16 protein-coding genes and 1 other RNA gene are annotated in these 15,024 nt (G+C 54.6%); 10 read left to right on the forward strand and 7 right to left on the reverse strand.

Annotated features, from left to right (window positions below):
• Nucleotides 1-4: 4 nt before the first annotated feature.
• The 6 genes from sppA to ACWAU0_RS10085 all read left to right on the forward strand — a co-directional run bounded on the left by sppA (nucleotide 5) and on the right by ACWAU0_RS10085 (nucleotide 4,119).
• Nucleotides 5-988, forward strand: a complete 984-nt coding sequence (sppA, locus tag ACWAU0_RS10060) for a signal peptide peptidase SppA (RefSeq protein WP_458139059.1) — start codon at nucleotides 5-7, stop codon at nucleotides 986-988.
• A 116-nt stretch (nucleotides 989-1,104) separates the two neighbouring features.
• Nucleotides 1,105-1,201: signal recognition particle sRNA small type (gene ffs, locus ACWAU0_RS10065), an RNA gene on the forward strand.
• Nucleotides 1,202-1,234: 33 nt separating this feature from the next.
• Nucleotides 1,235-2,833 carry a DNA polymerase III subunit gamma/tau gene (gene dnaX / locus ACWAU0_RS10070; protein WP_458139060.1) on the forward strand — a complete coding sequence of 533 codons (1,599 nt, stop codon included), beginning with the start codon at nucleotides 1,235-1,237 and terminating at the stop codon, nucleotides 2,831-2,833.
• Nucleotides 2,834-2,849: 16 nt separating this feature from the next.
• Nucleotides 2,850-3,173, forward strand: coding sequence for a YbaB/EbfC family nucleoid-associated protein (locus tag ACWAU0_RS10075; protein WP_026147014.1), 324 nt, complete (start codon nucleotides 2,850-2,852; stop codon nucleotides 3,171-3,173).
• Between the two features lie 2 nt (nucleotides 3,174-3,175).
• Nucleotides 3,176-3,772 (forward strand): recombination mediator RecR, encoded by a 597-nt coding sequence (recR, locus tag ACWAU0_RS10080; RefSeq protein WP_033157800.1) that lies wholly within the window; start codon nucleotides 3,176-3,178, stop codon nucleotides 3,770-3,772.
• Nucleotides 3,773-3,780: 8 nt separating this feature from the next.
• Nucleotides 3,781-4,119, forward strand: a complete 339-nt coding sequence (locus tag ACWAU0_RS10085) for a histidine triad nucleotide-binding protein (RefSeq protein ID WP_033157801.1) — start codon at nucleotides 3,781-3,783, stop codon at nucleotides 4,117-4,119.
• 67 nt (nucleotides 4,120-4,186) lie between these two features.
• Here ACWAU0_RS10085 and ACWAU0_RS10090 read toward each other — a convergent pair whose 3' ends face one another.
• The 7 genes from ACWAU0_RS10090 to ACWAU0_RS10120 all read right to left on the reverse strand — a co-directional run bounded on the left by ACWAU0_RS10090 (nucleotide 4,187) and on the right by ACWAU0_RS10120 (nucleotide 11,807).
• Entirely contained in the window at nucleotides 4,187-5,179 is a 993-nt protein-coding gene (locus tag ACWAU0_RS10090; RefSeq protein WP_051670173.1) for a polysaccharide deacetylase family protein, read from the reverse strand.
• Nucleotides 5,176-6,033, reverse strand: a complete 858-nt coding sequence (locus tag ACWAU0_RS10095) for a hypothetical protein (RefSeq protein ID WP_458139061.1) — start codon at nucleotides 6,031-6,033, stop codon at nucleotides 5,176-5,178. Before ACWAU0_RS10095 ends, ACWAU0_RS10090 begins: the two co-directional genes overlap by 4 nt.
• 52 nt (nucleotides 6,034-6,085) lie before the next feature.
• Nucleotides 6,086-6,352: a hypothetical protein gene (locus ACWAU0_RS10100; protein WP_033157803.1), complete on the reverse strand. Its 267-nt coding sequence runs from the start codon at nucleotides 6,350-6,352 to the stop codon at nucleotides 6,086-6,088.
• Nucleotides 6,353-6,382: 30 nt separating this feature from the next.
• On the reverse strand, nucleotides 6,383-7,486 hold the full coding sequence (locus ACWAU0_RS10105) for a 2-oxo acid dehydrogenase subunit E2 (protein WP_101054365.1): 1,104 nt from the start codon (nucleotides 7,484-7,486) through the stop codon (nucleotides 6,383-6,385).
• 9 nt (nucleotides 7,487-7,495) lie between these two features.
• Nucleotides 7,496-9,523: an alpha-ketoacid dehydrogenase subunit alpha/beta gene (locus tag ACWAU0_RS10110; RefSeq protein WP_101054363.1), complete on the reverse strand. Its 2,028-nt coding sequence runs from the start codon at nucleotides 9,521-9,523 to the stop codon at nucleotides 7,496-7,498.
• A 122-nt stretch (nucleotides 9,524-9,645) separates the two neighbouring features.
• Nucleotides 9,646-10,557 carry a ribosome small subunit-dependent GTPase A gene (gene rsgA / locus ACWAU0_RS10115; RefSeq protein WP_101054360.1) on the reverse strand — a complete coding sequence of 304 codons (912 nt, stop codon included), beginning with the start codon at nucleotides 10,555-10,557 and terminating at the stop codon, nucleotides 9,646-9,648.
• A complete protein-coding gene (locus ACWAU0_RS10120; RefSeq protein WP_033157806.1) occupies nucleotides 10,557-11,807 on the reverse strand; it encodes a M48 family metallopeptidase in 1,251 nt (416 codons plus the stop codon). The genes rsgA and ACWAU0_RS10120 overlap by 1 nt, the downstream gene beginning before the upstream one ends.
• An 89-nt stretch (nucleotides 11,808-11,896) precedes the next feature.
• On the opposite strand from ACWAU0_RS10120, the gene orn reads away from it, so the two are divergent.
• The 4 genes from orn (at nucleotide 11,897) to ACWAU0_RS10140 (ending at nucleotide 15,010) form a co-directional block, all read left to right on the forward strand.
• Complete coding sequence (orn, locus tag ACWAU0_RS10125) at nucleotides 11,897-12,442, forward strand: oligoribonuclease (RefSeq protein ID WP_033157874.1); 546 nt, start codon at nucleotides 11,897-11,899, stop codon at nucleotides 12,440-12,442.
• Nucleotides 12,442-13,149: a fluoride efflux transporter CrcB gene (gene crcB, locus ACWAU0_RS10130; RefSeq protein WP_033157807.1), complete on the forward strand. Its 708-nt coding sequence runs from the start codon at nucleotides 12,442-12,444 to the stop codon at nucleotides 13,147-13,149. The genes orn and crcB overlap by 1 nt, the downstream gene beginning before the upstream one ends.
• Nucleotides 13,150-13,191: 42 nt before the next feature.
• Nucleotides 13,192-14,463, forward strand: a complete 1,272-nt coding sequence (gene serS / locus ACWAU0_RS10135) for a serine--tRNA ligase (RefSeq protein WP_033157808.1) — start codon at nucleotides 13,192-13,194, stop codon at nucleotides 14,461-14,463.
• Between the two features lie 157 nt (nucleotides 14,464-14,620).
• A complete protein-coding gene (locus tag ACWAU0_RS10140) occupies nucleotides 14,621-15,010 on the forward strand; it encodes a group I truncated hemoglobin (RefSeq protein WP_033157809.1) in 390 nt (129 codons plus the stop codon).
• Nucleotides 15,011-15,024 lie beyond the last annotated feature (14 nt).

Below are 15,024 nucleotides of genomic sequence, written 5' to 3' on the forward strand. Positions count from 1 at the left end.
ACAAATGGTGGAGAATAAACAAGATCTTCCCGAAGATATTGCTGAAAACAGCCCCGGTTGGGAAAAGTCGGTGCTGGAGAAGTTGGCGTTTGCCGCAATCGACGAACAGAAAGCGGCGCGCCGTTGGGGAATATTTTTCAAGTTGCTGACGTTTGCTTATTTGGCCGTTGTGCTGGGTATAGCGATTTATCCGAAATTCAAGGAGGATATCGAGTCCGGCACCTCCGAGCATGTGGCTATCGTTGATGTGCTGGGGCAGATTGTCGAAGGTGAGGCCGCCAGTGCTGATGTGGTGATCGAGGGCTTACGTGATGCGGCCAAGGATAAAAACGTCAAGGGTATCATTCTCAATATCAACTCACCCGGCGGCAGTCCGGTGCAATCCGCTTACATTTACGATGAAATCAGGCGCTTGAAAGCCAAGCATCCGCAATTGCCGATTTATTCGGTGGTGGGCGATATGTGCGCATCCGGCGGTTATTATGTCGCCTCGGCTACCGACAAGATATTCGTGAATCAGGCCAGCATCATCGGCTCTATCGGCGTCATCATGAACGGCTTCGGTTTTACCGATGTGTTGGACAAGCTGGGCGTGGAGCGGCGTTTGTTAACCGCCGGCGCACACAAAGCCATGCTCGATCCGTTCTCGCCGGTCAATCAGCAAGAAAGCAAGCATATGCAGTCATTGCTCGACCAAGTACACCAACAATTCATTGGTGCGGTGCGCGAAGGGCGCGGCAAGCGTTTGAAGGAAACCGAAGCGCCCGAGATGTTCTCCGGGCTGATTTGGACCGGCACGGAAGGCGTCAGGCTGGGATTGGCGGATGATTTCGGCAGCGTCGATAGCGTTGCCCGCGACCAGTTCGGTACTGAAGAGAAAGTAAACTTCACTCCTCAAGAGCGCCTGATCGACCGCTTGGCCGGCAAGTTCGGCGCTTCGTTCGGTCATGCTATCGCCAGCCGTTTGCCTGTGCCGGCGATGCAGTAGTCCGGCGCGTGTTATCCATTTATTTACTTAATTTTTGGCAAGACAGTTGCTTATCGATGAACTTTTATGGATAATGCGCCACTCTTCAGCGTCTTGCTGATGTTTTATGGTTACTGTGTCGGTCCTCTCGCAACGATACGCTGTAAACCCCGCCAGGTCCGGAAGGAAGCAACGGTAGCAGCGGACTCGTGTGCCGGGATGTGGCTGGCGCAGTAGCCGCCCAACTCTTGCCTTTCCGCGTTGCTAATGGCTTATCAGGTTCTTGCCAGAAAATGGCGTCCCAGCAACTTCAAGCAGCTTGTCGGTCAGGAGCATGTCAGTCAATCGTTAATGCACGCCTTGCAGCATGATAGATTGCATCATGCCTATCTGTTCACCGGCACCCGTGGCGTCGGCAAAACCACGGTGGCGCGGATTCTCGCCAAAGCCATCAACTGTGAAGATCTAAAAGATTTCAACCCTTGCGGCGAATGCCGGGTTTGCCGAGATTTCGAGCAAGGCCGGTTCATGGACTTGATCGAAGTCGATGCCGCCTCCCGCACCAAAGTCGAAGATACCCGCGATCTGCTCGACAATGCCCAGTACGCACCCAATCAAGGCCGCTACAAAGTCTACTTAATCGACGAAGTGCATATGCTGTCCGGGCATAGCTTTAACGCCTTGTTAAAGACCCTGGAAGAGCCGCCGCCGCACGTCAAATTTCTGCTGGCTACCACCGATCCGCATAAAATTCCGGTCACGGTATTGTCGCGCTGTTTGCAATTTAATCTAAAACGGTTGCTGCCGGAGCAAATCGACGCGCAAATGCAGTTCATCTTGGGCCAGGAGCAAATTGCCTTCGAGCCTGCCGCGCTAAAAATGTTGGGCAGAGCCGCTGACGGCAGCTTGCGCGATGGCTTGAGCTTGCTGGATCAGGCCATCGTTTACGGTAGCGGCAGCGTCACGGCGGAAGCGGTGATCGGCATGCTTGGTACTGTCGCTCAGCAACCTATCGACGAGATGTTGCAGGCTTTGGCGGCAGGCGATGCGCGGGCCTTGCTGGCAAAAATCGCCGATGTCGCCGAGTTGACGCCGGATTTCGCCGATATTTTGCAGCAGATGCTGCGGGTATTGCATCGGGTCGCGTTGTTACAGCAAATGCCGGATTTCGTCGATCAGGAATTTGATAAGCAATTATTGGACACTCTAGCCAAGACTTTATTGCCCGAAGACGTGCAACTGTATTATCAGATTGGCTTGCTTGGCCAACGCGATTTGCCGCTGGCGCCCGATCCGCGTAGCGGTTTTGAAATGGTCATGCTGCGGATGCTGACTTTCCGGCCGCAAACTGCGGAAGCCCAAACGCTTGAGCCGGCCAAATCGCCGGTCGTTAAGTCGGTTGCCAGTACGCCGGCGCCGGTTGCGGTTGTGGAGAGCAGCGCCAAATCCATCGAAGAGCCGCGTCCGTTATCAGTCTCACAAGTCGTCAAACCGAGCAATTGGACCGAGATTATAGCCGCGTTGAATATCAGCGGGCGTACCCGCGAACTGGCGAATAACTGCGTGTTGGACGGGATCGACGACAGCAGTTGCCGCTTGCTGCTCGATCCGAGCTTCCAGCAAGTCGGGACTAAAGCCGAGGACAACCTAAGGGTAGCATTGCAAAATTATTACGGTAAACCCTTAAAACTGTTGATAAGCAAGCAAGTAGAGCAGCAAATGACACCGGCGCTGGAAATTCAAAAAGCGCGCGAAGATCGGCAGCAAGCGGCAGTCGATAGCATTAATAGCGATGAAAATGTGCAGGCTTTGAAAGACACGTTTGGCGCTAGAATCATGCCTGGCAGTATCGAGCCACTGAATTAATATTGGAGAGACAATGATGAAAAATGCGCTAGCGGGCATCATGCAACAAGCCCAAAAAATGCAAGACAACCTTAAAAAAGCCCAGGAAGAATTGGGCGCGATGGAAGTGCAAGGCGAGTCCGGCGGAGGCTTGGTGACGATAGTGATGACCGGCAAACGCGAGGTCCGCAAGGTCAGTATCGACCCGTCTTTGGTGGGTGACGACAAGGATATGTTGGAAGACTTGGTGGCGGCGGCGATCAACGACGCGGTGCATAAAGTCGGTAAAATGAAAAAAGAAAAAATGGCCGATGTTACTGCCGGCATCCCGATCCCACCCGGTTTCCAAATGCCATTCTAAGCATGCAAAACCAAGGTCTGCTGAAAGAGTTGATCCAAAGCCTGTGCTGCCTGCCCGGCGTGGGCCCTAAATCGGCGCAACGCATGGCTTTCCATCTATTGCAGCGCAACCGTGACGGCGGCATGCAATTAAGCAAAATGCTCGCAAAAGCCGTCAACGAAATCGGCCATTGCCGCGAATGCCGGACTTTGACCGAAGCCGAGTTGTGCGAAGTTTGCGCTAATCCGCTGCGCGATGCGGAGACGATCTGCGTGGTCGAAAGTCCTGCCGACGTTTGGGTGATCGATCAAGCCACTACCTTCAAGGGCAAATACTTTGTATTGCATGGCCGCTTGTCGCCGTTGGACGGTATCGGTCCCGATCAGCTTGGCTTTGAGTTGCTCGAGCAACGCATGGCGAGCGGCCAGATCAAGGAAATCATCCTGGCGACCAATTCTACCGTCGAAGGGCAGGCTACCGCGCATTTCATCGGCGAAGTCGCCGGCAAACTCAATATCCGCGCCACGCGCATCGCGCACGGCGTGCCGATGGGCGGCGAGCTGGAATTTATCGACAGCGGCACCTTGGCGCACGCCTTTAACGGCCGCCGCGAATTTTAGGAGGACATATGAGTGATTGTTTGTTTTGCAAGATGGGCAGCGGTGAAATCAAGCCGGATGTGGTTTACGAAGACGAGCAACTACTGGCGTTCAGGGATATACACCCGCAAGCGCCCATGCATGTGTTAATCATCCCTAAGCGCCACGTCGCTAATTTAAATGATCTGGACGATGCCTTGCTGGGCGGATTGATGTTACAGACTGCTGCTAAAATTGCCGGTCAGCTAGGCTATGCGGAAAGCGGTTACCGAACTGTGTTCAACTGTAACGATGACGGCGGACAGACTGTGCACCACTTACATATGCATCTACTGGCCGGCAGGCAAATGCATTGGCCGCCGGGTTAACGCGGATATAAAAAGCATAAAAAAGCCGCGAAATTCGCGGCTTTTTTATGCTTGGGCAACTGCTCCATCAATGTCGTTCCAGCCAGTCCTTGATCTCCAGCGGGGTCATGGTCGCGCCACCCAATTCCCGCATAAAAAAGTCGAAGTAGCGCCGGCATTTTTCCAGAAACCGTTCAAGGTCCGCATCGCTGTTCACGTAAGGTGTGCCGCCCGGCATCACCGACGGCGAATGAAAGCTGAACACAAAGATTCGCACACCGTCGGCCAGTAAGGATTTGGTTAAGCGGCGCATCTCCGGCTCGCTGTAATCTTCAGGGGAAAGCCTAATGCGTTCTAGGAGTCGCAGCCTGGCGACTGCTCCCGAAATCTTGGCTTTGCGCAGCCAGGGATGCATCAGCTGCCGGTAAAGAGGCGTGCCACCCGCCCGCAATGTTCCCACGTAACCGCCCGAGCCGGGCAAGCTAAGCAGGCGGCGCTGATTGCCAAACCAAAACGGGTCACTGGTATAGCTGGAGTAGTCCGGGCCGCCGTCGGCGCTGTAATCAATAGACGCGGCCACGCTGATGTCGACCTCGTAGCCCAGTTCTTCGAGAATCTCGCCGGTATTGGGACCGAAGCCGTAACGGCCCGCGAGATAGGTTAACGGCGAGGTGCCGAACGAGCTTTTGATTTGCTCGGTGAGTATCCTGAGTTTTTCATATTCCAGCGCGCGCGGCAAATTGCCGGGATAGGAGTTGCGGGCGTTCAGTTCTTCATCGTGCGGTGGCGACACCCAGGGATGCAAATGCGCTCCAATCAGTGCTCGTCCCGAATCTGCGTAGGCTTTCAGCGGACCGAAAGCTTCTTCTTGCGAAGCAATCGGATAGTCGACCACATAGTTCGGCACAATCCCAAAACTATCGAAAACCTTCTGTGCCCGGTCGATGTGGCGCATATGCTTAACGCCGGTGGCCTGCCTGTCGTGCGGCTTGTTCCAATCGAACTCCTCCTCGGTATGGATGACTACCGACAAGATGGGGCGGGTTTCGCTGTCTACACGAATCAGTTTTCGTTCGCTCACTGGTTTAGCCCCACGATCTCGGAATAAAAGTTGCTGATGTCGGCTTCAGCCAGGGTGTCGCTGCGAAAGACTTTGTTGCGGTAGCCGGCCAGTTCGTGGCAGAGCAGTGGTAGCCGGGGCAGCAGGCGCGACTCGACTCGGGTGTAAAAACAACCTTTCTGTAACAGGTGTGAGCCGATGCTATTGCGGTAAATCAAAAACAGCTCGGGATCGCTGAATCCCAACACCAGCGCGCCGGGGACGCCTTTTAATCTGTTCGGTTTCCAGGTCACGAGACAATACGCGCCTGGTTTTCCAACTGCCAAGTGTCTAAGCCAGGGCAGGTGGCGGTGGTCATGGAATACCTTGGCATCGGCGGGCGCAAGCGCCTGTTCAATAGCATCGTGATCGGTAATTACACGTACGCCGCCAAGGCTGGCAAATGGCCAGGGAAGATTGGGCCACAGTGCGTGGCGTTCGTTCATGGGCTTGAACTTCAGGAACTGTAGCGTCTTCGATACCACTTCCGTCGGCGTCAGGTCGGTGAAATGGAAGCCGGGTTGCGACACGACAGCCATCGCCAGCCGCATGCTTTGCGAGCGGAAGGCCTCCAGCACGCACCAGCTGGTGATGTTGCAGAATTGTTCCGGTTTACCGTGAATAATTCGCTCCGCATAAATCGCGCCGATGCCAGCGACAATTTTGCCTTCGTCGCGGATCAGAAAACCGTTGTTGGGCTTGGTTACGCCCCAGTTCTGCTGGAAAGCTTGCGCCCATTGCTCGGCACTGCGCTCAGAGCTCAGGTGTTCCGTGAGAAATTGGCAGAAAGCGAGCAGGTCGCCGTCTTGAATCGGTTCCAGCGTCGGCATGGCCATGATTATTCCTTCAGCGCGGTTGCATCAAATAGGCTGCGGTAGATTGTTTGGCTTACGCTTGTTTGCTGGACAGCAGAAAGTCGGTCATCGCATTAATCGAGCCGAGATTGTCGATGTTCATGTCTTCCTGTTTGATCCGAAAGTCGTAGCTGGCCTCAAACCAGACCACAAGTTCCAGAATGGCGCCGGAATCCAGCACACCGGTGGCCGGCAGGATGTCGTCGTCAGTAACGCCTGAGGCGTCCATGTCCAGCGCTTTGGCTAGTTCTATTACCTTGGCGCGTATCGCGGCTTTAATCTCGTCGGGATTTAGGTTCATCTATCGGTGGCCTCTGGTTTATGTGAGTGGTTATGCCGGACGGGATAACGCCAGCAACACCTGTGCGACGTCGAAACCCGTGAGAACGCGGTGATCGTAAGTGGCACCCAGTACGGCCTTATCGGAATTTTTCGGCGCGGCGTGAGCAATAATCAGCGCTGTTTGCGGCGGTAGAATAGGGGTGTGGCGGCTGACATTCCAACGTGCCATGCTCGAAAACGATAGGGTAGCGCCGGTGGCTTCCTGCGGCGGCAGCTTGTGTGCCATGGCGTGGCGTTGTACCTCGCCGAGGGCGCTGATGAATTGTGCTGCGTCCATGTCTTGCGTGTCGCGCACCACGGTTAGGTAAAGCATCGCGCCAGCCTGCACGGTAAAGCCGATATTGACGGGTGTGTATTGAAAGCGCTGACCGTTGACTATCGTGGAGTTTATTATAGGGCGTTCGCGGCCCAATTCCGCCAAACGAAAGGCCATCAATGGCAGCAAGGGCGAGAGCATCAGCTTATGTTCCGCCGCATAGGCGGCGGCGCGTTCTTCCCAGGGTTTGGGGTCGTATTCGACTTCCAGATAGGCCGAGGCCGCAAAATCTCGATGCCAGGCAACTGTATGCAGCATGCCTGCCGATTCCGGCGACAATTCCTGCAAGTCTCCTGCAACCGCAGGTGTATCTTCCCGGCGGTTTACCGTTTGAGTAGTCGCGGCGGCTTTACCGGGCTTACCGCCCTTGCTCAACCAAGTCTCGATGTCGGCTACCGACAGACGTTCGCCGCTGACGGGGACGCGGGACGGGTCGATGTCCAGTTCCTTAAGCATGGCTCTGGCTTTTGCCGTGGGTTGGCGCACGGCGCTTGCTGTTGACGAAGTGTCCTTGGTTTCTTCCGGGATCGCTTCGTCGCGCGTCTCACCCAGCCAGAACATCACGGCGCCGACACGGATTTTTTGCCCCGGTTCGCAGTCGACTCGCAGCACGTAGCCGTCTTGTTCGGCGACCACATCTATCATGGATTTGTCGGTTTCGACGGTGGCGACCACGTCGCCGCTAGTGACGAACTCGCCTTGCTTGACGTCGATGCTGACGACGTCCACGAACTCGTCGTTGATGTTCACGCAGGGGACGGTTTGGAAAGTGGGCATGGCGGTCCTTTAAAAAAGGTCGAGAATTTGCTCGATTATCGATTGTTCGTCGGGAATAATGCTGCGCTCCAGGCTGCGGGCGGAGGCGATGGGCACGGGCGGTGTGCCGATGCGTAGAAACTGGCCCTTGAATCCTGATTCGAGCAAAGCGGCGGCGATTTCGGCGCTGACACCGAAGTCGTGGTGAGATTCCTCGATCACGACCACGCATTCTCGGGCTGCCAGATGCTTGATCAGCGATTCGCGCGGCAACGGCGACAGCAGCGACGGCGAGACGATTTCAACTTCCAGCTCTTCTTCGCTTTCCAGTCTGTTCGCCACGGCTTCGGTCATTGTCAGCATGCCGCCGTAGCTTACTAACGTTACATCAGGTTCATTCGCACCCCGGCGTAGGGTAGGGAACAAGTGGGTCGCCACATCATCCGTGGCCGGCAGCGCGACATAATCCGCCGGGTCCATTTTTTCGCCGTACAGCAGTTTGTGTTCCAGAAACAGCACCGGGTAGTGCCAGCGCAGCACCGCGTCGATTAACAGTTCGGCGACATTGTGCCTATGACTGCCGTAAACCACGGTCAGGCCTGGCACAGACGTAAACAGGTGCTCCGGGCTTTGGCTGTGGGTGGGGCCGTAGCCGCGCCGGCCGCCGCAAGGTGTGCGGATGACTATAGGCACGGAGGTGTCTGCAAACATGCCTGGGAATTTCACGGCATGGTTCAGCAGTTGATCCAGGCATAGCGACAGGAAATCGGCGAACATGATTTCCACGATGGGCAAGTAGCCGTCAAGCGACAAGCCAATAGACGAGCCGGTGATGCCTGCCTCGCTGATCGGTGTGGAAATGACGCGACCGGGAAATTCGCTGGACAGGCCTTGTGTGACTTTGAAGGCGCCGCCGTAGGGGTCGTGCAGGTCTTCGCCGATTAATAGCGTGCGCTGATCGGACTTGAGCAGGAATTGCAAGGCGGTGTTCAAAACCTGCCGCACGTTGCTGCCCGCCGCGATTGGCGGATAACTGGGCACTGGGTATTCAGGTTGAGCGGAGAAGATGTGTGTCGGTGTCTCGGCGAGCGTGGCTTCCGGGGACGCGTTGGCCGCTTGGCGTACCGTTTCCACGAATTCGCGATTGCGGGCTTCGATAGTTGCCAGCGTATCTGCCGGCAACTGCCTGGCCAAGGCGGCCAATGGATCTCGGGCGCGAATTTCTGCGAGTTCGTTTGGATCGCGCAGATCGTCGCCTTTACTGTGCGGGCCCATCCGCCGGGTATCGATTACCAGGAAGCCGGGGCCGCGACTCGCGCGCACTGCGCTGACGGCTTCCGCTACTTTGCGGCAGAATTCAGGATCATCGTCGGCAAGACGCCAAGTGGGTAGTCCGAATGCTGCGCCACGGGCTTGGATGTCGCCGCCCAGATTGTCGCGACTGACGGTAGTCTGAGAAATACCGTTGTTCTCGACCACGACCAGCAACGGTGCGTTCCAGACCGACGCCATATTCATGGCTTCGTAAACCAAGCCTTGGCCGAGTGTGCCGTCGCCTATGATGGCGGCCACGATTCCGGCGCTGTCGTGCAGCTTGCGCGCTAACGCTAAGCCGGCGCCGATGCCCAGCATGCCGCCCTGCACACCGTTACTGTGAAAATTACGATGGACCAGGTGTTGACTGCCGCCCCAACCGCCGCAAGCGCCGGCCTCCCGGCCCATAATTTCGCCAACCAGTCCGACAAAGTCTCCGGAATACGACAGGAAATGGCCGTGATTGCGATGATTGGAAAGCACGGCGTCATCGGGATGGTCCAAGGCGCGCACCACCGATAATGCGGTGAGCTCCTGGCCGATGCAGGTGTGGGTGGTGCCTGAAACGAGGCCGCGGGAAAATTGATCCAGCACCAATTCTTCGGTCAGGCGTATCAGGTGGCCATATGCATAAAGACTTGCCGGGTCGAGCTCGATTTGCGGCTTGCCGTGCTGGTCGCGCGTGAAGCCCGGCACTTGCCAAGTTTTATCGTCCGGAAGGCGAGCTACTGTGTGTGTATCCATGTATTGGTTCCGGCGGTCTTGGCTAGTGCTTTAGTCGAAAGAATATAATTTACGCGAACCTACTGTAGCACGCAAGATGGGATTGAGCTGGTCCGGAATGCAGAATCATGTGTTGGAAGGGACTAGTTGCGATTGCCCGGCGGCATCTTTTCTCTAAGTTTTAAGAAGCGCTGGTAGCGCTCTGCGGCAATTTGGCCCGCTTCTACCGCCAGCCGCACCGCACAATCCTTGTCATTGACATGCCGGCAGTCGTTGAAGCGACATTTGCCGATGTGCGGCTGAAATTCTCTATAACCCCAAGCCAGTTGCCCTTCCGACAAACCGGCCAAGCCAAATATGGCCACGCCGGGGCTGTCGATTAAATCGCCGCCGCCCGGTAAATGGTAAAGCGTCGCGGCCGTGGTGGTATGGCGGCCGTGGCGGGTGATTTCCGATACAGTGTTGGTTCTTAGGTTCCGGTCCGGCAATAGTGCATTCGTCAAAGACGATTTTCCAACCCCGGATTGGCCGGCGAACATGCTGGTCTGCTGTGCCAAAACCTGTTGTAAACCCTGAATACCAACCGCTTGTTTGGCGCTGACTCTATGTAGGCTATAGCCCAAGTTTTGATAATAAGCCAGTTCTGCCTCGACGGCGGGTGATAGCGGCAAGTCGATTTTATTGAGTACTAGCGCCGCATCGATATTGCAGTTTTCGCAAATCGCCAGATATTGATCCAGCAGCAGAAAATCGCATTCCGGTTCGGCGGCGAAGACGATGAAAATGGTATCCAGATTGGCCGCTACCGGCCGGGTGTCGTTGCCGCGGCTCGGGCGTTGCAACACCGAGCGCCTGGGCATTATTTGCTCGATGCGGCCTTGCTCGGGTGAGGACATCGATAGCATCACCCTGTCGCCGACCACCACAGTGTCCAGTTTACGTAGTGTTTGGCAAAGCACGAGCTGCTCGACGGTTACACCGGCATCGTCGCTCACCTCGACAGCAATCCCCTTGCCGAGATGGGCGACGACCAAGCCTTGGTGCAAGTCTGCCATCAGGCGGACTGCATCTTTTGTTCGATATGCGCTATGCGGATCGCGGCGGGCGGATGGCTGTAATGAAATGCGGAGTACAAGGGGTCGGGGGTCAGCGTGCTGGCGTTTTCTTCGTAAAGTTTCACCAAACCGCTGATCATTTTGCTGCCTTGGGCATTTCGGGTCGCAAAGTCGTCGGCTTCGAACTCGAATTTACGTTGAAAATAGGCGCTGATCGGTTGCATAAACGTGGTGAAGACCGGCGATACCAGCATAAATAGCAATAATGCGGCAGCGTTGGAATGGGTAGTGACCCCCAAACCGTCGAAAAACCAGTCCTGGGTAATCAACCAGCCTAGCACCGCAAAGCTGATCAAGGTCATCACCGACGAAGCCACCAGCATCTTGATGGTGTGCTTGCATTTGAAATGGCCCAACTCGTGTGCCAAAACCGCTTCCAATTCTTCCTCGTCCAGCGAATTGACCAGCGTATCGAAGAACACGATGCGCTTGTTATTGCCCAGGCCGGTGAAATAAGCGTTGCCATGGCCGGAACGGCGTGAACCGTCCATAATGAAAATGCCGTTGCTGCTGAAGCCGCAGCGTTCCAATAGGCCTTGAATACGTTGCTTCAAAGAGCCTTCCTGCATCGGCTCGAATTTGTTGAACAGCGGTGCGATCAAGGTCGGAAACAGCCAGCTCATCAACAGAGAGAAACTCATGATGATCGCCCAAGCATATAACCACCATAGGCTACCGATACTGTCCATGACCCATAGAATCAGAGCCAGAATCGGCAAACCTATCGCCAGCGTCAAGCCCATGGACATTAGTTGGTCTTTCACGAACTGCGGCAGTTTGCTTTTGTTGAAGCCGTATTTTTCCTCAATGACAAAGGTTTGGTAAAGGCTAAACGGGATTTCAATTACAGTCATCAGCAGAAAAATGCTGGCCATTGACAACAAGCTGGCCATCAGTGGCGACAAATCGAAGGTTGACCAGAAATCGAACACCAGGCTGATGCCGCCACCCAAGGTCAGCGCCAGCAGAAATACCATGCCGACCACGCTGTCGATGTCGCCCAGTTTGCTTTTCTCTATGGTGTAATCGGCAGCCTTTTGGTGCGCGCTGAGTGACACTCGGTCTTGAAAGGCGGTCGGCACCTGCTCGCGATGCTGTAAAACGTAGGATTTCTGGCGCATTGCCAGCCAAAATTGGATGCCGTAGGAAAGGACTAAAGCCGCTAAAAAAATGCCGGTAAACGTGTTCATCAAGCCTATGTAGGTGGGGTTAACAATTAGCGGTACAGATTAGCTAATGCTACAATTTGCCGCAACATTATTAATACCATGGAATGAAAATGGCTCAAGATGCCGACAATCTTATCTGGATCGATCTGGAAATGACAGGCTTAGATCCTGATAACGATCTGATCATCGAAATCGCCACGGTAGTGACCGACAAAAATCTGCAAATCCTGGCCGAAGGGCCGGTGATGGCGGTGCATCAGTCTGACGCGGCGCTGGCGGCAATGGACGACTGGAACCAGAAGCACCATGGGCAGTCCGGATTGATTCAGCGGGTGAAGGAATCAAAAATCGACGCGGCCGAAGCGGAAGCGCTAACCATCGCGTTTTTGCAAGAATGGGTGCCGGCCAGAACGTCACCGATCTGTGGAAACAGCATTTGTCAGGACAGGCGCTTTCTCTATCGCTACATGCCCAAATTGGAAGCCTATTTCCATTACCGCAACCTGGACGTCTCCACCGTTAAGGAACTAGCCGCGCGCTGGGCGCCGCAGTTAAAGGATGGCTTTAACAAACAAGCCTCGCACAAAGCGCTGGACGACATCATCGAGTCCATCGAAGAATTACGGTACTACCGGGAAACGTTCTTTAAATTCTGATGTTGCAATTGTTCGCGGTCGCTCTTGGCGGCGCCATAGGCTCCATGTTGCGCTATCTGGCCTCCAGCGGCGTATATCTGTGGCTGGGCCGGGGCTTTCCTTACGGTACCTTGACGGTCAATTTGCTCGGCTCATTTTTGATCGGGCTGATGACCGAAGCGTTGATTCTGCAACGTCTGACGATTGCCTTGGAATACCGCACCGCGATTCTGGTCGGCGTGATGGGTGGATTTACCACTTTTTCCAGCTTTTCTCTGGAAACCTTTTATTTGCTGGAACAGGGACAACTCAGCAAGGCCGGTCTGAATATTGTAGCCAGCGTGTTCGGTTGCCTGTTAGCGGTATGGGCCGGTTTGGCGCTAGGCAAAGGCTTGTTTTTCTATTCGCAGGGCACAATTCGTGTGTTCGACTGGCCGTTTCCCTATGCATTGACGCTGGTTAATGGCATCGGCGCGTTTTTGATCGGCATCGTCGCCACGGTGTTGATGCACAAACTGTCCATTTCAATAGAATACCGGGCCATTTTAGTGACCGTTCTGATTGGTTTATTCATCACGCTGTCCGGCTTATATTTGATTCTCTACCTGCTGGAAAGTGGTCATTCCTTCGAATCGCACATGGGTGCGATGCTGACCGTTTTTCTAAGCAACATCGTGTTTTGCGCCGCCGCACTGTGGACCGGCTTGTGGCTGGGCAAGCAGGTATAGCCGTCGTTTTATCTCTTTTTTCAATTCAGGATCTTTAACATCATGCTAGACCCCCGTTTATTTAGAAGCGACCTGGAACTGGTTATGCAACAGCTGCAAAGACGCGGCTTTCAATTCGATGCCGCCGCTTATCAAGCTCTGGAGGACCGGCGCAAAGAGGTTCAGGTCAAAACCCAGGAGTTGCAAAACGAACGTAATACCCGCTCCAAAGCCATCGGCCAAGCCAAAGCCAAGGGCGAAGATGTGCAACCCTTGCTGGATCAGGTGGCGGATTTGGGCGATCAACTGAAAGCAGCGGAATCCGAGTTAAACAACATTCAAAACCAATTGAGCGTGCTATTGGAAGGCATCCCCAATATTCTCGATGAAGCAGTACCTGCCGGTAAAAGCGATGCGGATAACCAGGAAGTGAGCCGCTGGGGCGAGCCGCGCCAATTTACATTTACTCCAAAAGACCACGTCGACTTGGGTGAGCCGCTGGGCATGAATTTCGAGCTGGGCGCGAAAATCGCCAGTGCCCGTTTCGTGGTATTGGCCGGCAAGCTTGCGACCTTGCAGCGCGCTATCATTCAGTTGATGTTGAATACGCATATCAACGAGCACGGCTATCAGGAAACCTACGTGCCGTTCCTGGCCAATGCCGATAGCCTGCGCGGTACCGGCCAATTGCCCAAGTTTGAAGCCGATCTGTTCACGGTCAAAAACGATCCGACGTTTTACCTGATCCCGACCGCCGAAGTGCCGGTCACCAATATCGTCCGCGATGTGATCGTCGAAGCCAAACAAATGCCGCTGAAATTTGTTTGCCATTCGCCGTGTTTTCGCAGTGAAGCCGGTGCCTACGGCAGCGACGTGCGCGGCATGATACGCCAGCATCAATTCGAAAAAGTCGAGCTGGTGCAAATCGTCACCCCGGAAACCTCCGCGCAGGCTCATGAAGAACTCACTGCGCACGCCGAAGCTATTTTGCAAAAGTTGAATTTGCCGTATCGCAAAGTGTTGCTGTGCGCGGGCGACACTGGCTTTTCATCGTCCAAAACTTACGATTTGGAAGTCTGGTTGCCGGGCCAGCAGAAATACCGCGAGATTTCGTCTTGCAGCAACTTCAAGGATTTCCAGGCGCGGCGTCTGCAAGCGCGCTGGCGCAATCCGGAAACCGGCAAGCCGGAGTTGGTGCATACCTTGAACGGTTCCGGTTTGGCAGCCGGCCGCACCTTAATAGCGGTGATGGAAAATTATCAAAACGAAGACGGCTCCATCACCGTGCCGGAGGCTTTACGGCCTTATTTGGGCGGTATCGAAAAGATTCAATAACTTACAATCAGTCAGGTCTTTGGCGGCAGTGAAATAGTTTGGATACGAAACTATCATCGGGTATTATCGCCGCCGAGGCCGTTAAATCAGTCAAAAATCAATAGTTTGCCGATTTAACAGACGCCTCGTAAATTAAAAACTATAACGAGGGGGTATTATGAGTGAAGCAAATGAAGTGCAAGGACCAACTTTGTATGAACGCATCGGCGGCGAAGCGGCGGTGAATGCCGCAGTAGATGTGTTTTACGGCAAAGTGATGGGGGATTTTCGGATCAACCGCTTTTTTGAAAGAACCGACATGGCTAAACAAGCCGAGCATTTAAAAACCTTTATGACGGTGGCTTTCGGCGGTCCCAACAACTACACCGGACGTTCCTTGCGCGACGGCCACGCTCGCTTGGTAAAAATGGGTTTGAACGACTCCCATTTCGACGCGGTCATGGAGCATCTAGGCGCGACTATGCAAGAGCTGAATGTGCCTGCCGAACTCATCGCGGAAGCCGCGGCACTGGTAGAAAGCGTTAGAGGCGAAGTGCTGGGTAAATAGAATGGGTTCCGCTA

Source organism: Methylomonas sp. Uni0009, assembly GCF_054188105.3.

Excerpts from the sequence above, each read along its gene's own strand:
- ACWAU0_RS10095 (WP_458139061.1), bottom strand. The coding sequence starts at position 6,033 with ATGGCCATGCCGACGCTGGAACCGATTCAAGACGGCGACCTGCTCGCT.
- recR (WP_033157800.1), top strand. The coding sequence starts at position 3,176 with ATGCAAAACCAAGGTCTGCTGAAAGAGTTGATCCAAAGCCTGTGCTGC.
- ACWAU0_RS10085 (WP_033157801.1), top strand. The coding sequence starts at position 3,781 with ATGAGTGATTGTTTGTTTTGCAAGATGGGCAGCGGTGAAATCAAGCCG.
- ACWAU0_RS10100 (WP_033157803.1), bottom strand. The coding sequence starts at position 6,352 with ATGAACCTAAATCCCGACGAGATTAAAGCCGCGATACGCGCCAAGGTA.
- sppA (WP_458139059.1), top strand. The coding sequence starts at position 5 with ATGGTGGAGAATAAACAAGATCTTCCCGAAGATATTGCTGAAAACAGC.
- serS (WP_033157808.1), top strand. The coding sequence starts at position 13,192 with ATGCTAGACCCCCGTTTATTTAGAAGCGACCTGGAACTGGTTATGCAA.
- ACWAU0_RS10075 (WP_026147014.1), top strand. The coding sequence starts at position 2,850 with ATGAAAAATGCGCTAGCGGGCATCATGCAACAAGCCCAAAAAATGCAA.
- ACWAU0_RS10120 (WP_033157806.1), bottom strand. The coding sequence starts at position 11,807 with ATGAACACGTTTACCGGCATTTTTTTAGCGGCTTTAGTCCTTTCCTAC.
- dnaX (WP_458139060.1), top strand. The coding sequence starts at position 1,235 with ATGGCTTATCAGGTTCTTGCCAGAAAATGGCGTCCCAGCAACTTCAAG.
- orn (WP_033157874.1), top strand. The coding sequence starts at position 11,897 with ATGGCTCAAGATGCCGACAATCTTATCTGGATCGATCTGGAAATGACA.
- ACWAU0_RS10110 (WP_101054363.1), bottom strand. The coding sequence starts at position 9,523 with ATGGATACACACACAGTAGCTCGCCTTCCGGACGATAAAACTTGGCAA.
- ACWAU0_RS10105 (WP_101054365.1), bottom strand. The coding sequence starts at position 7,486 with ATGCCCACTTTCCAAACCGTCCCCTGCGTGAACATCAACGACGAGTTC.
- ACWAU0_RS10140 (WP_033157809.1), top strand. The coding sequence starts at position 14,621 with ATGAGTGAAGCAAATGAAGTGCAAGGACCAACTTTGTATGAACGCATC.
- rsgA (WP_101054360.1), bottom strand. The coding sequence starts at position 10,557 with ATGGCAGACTTGCACCAAGGCTTGGTCGTCGCCCATCTCGGCAAGGGG.
- crcB (WP_033157807.1), top strand. The coding sequence starts at position 12,442 with ATGTTGCAATTGTTCGCGGTCGCTCTTGGCGGCGCCATAGGCTCCATG.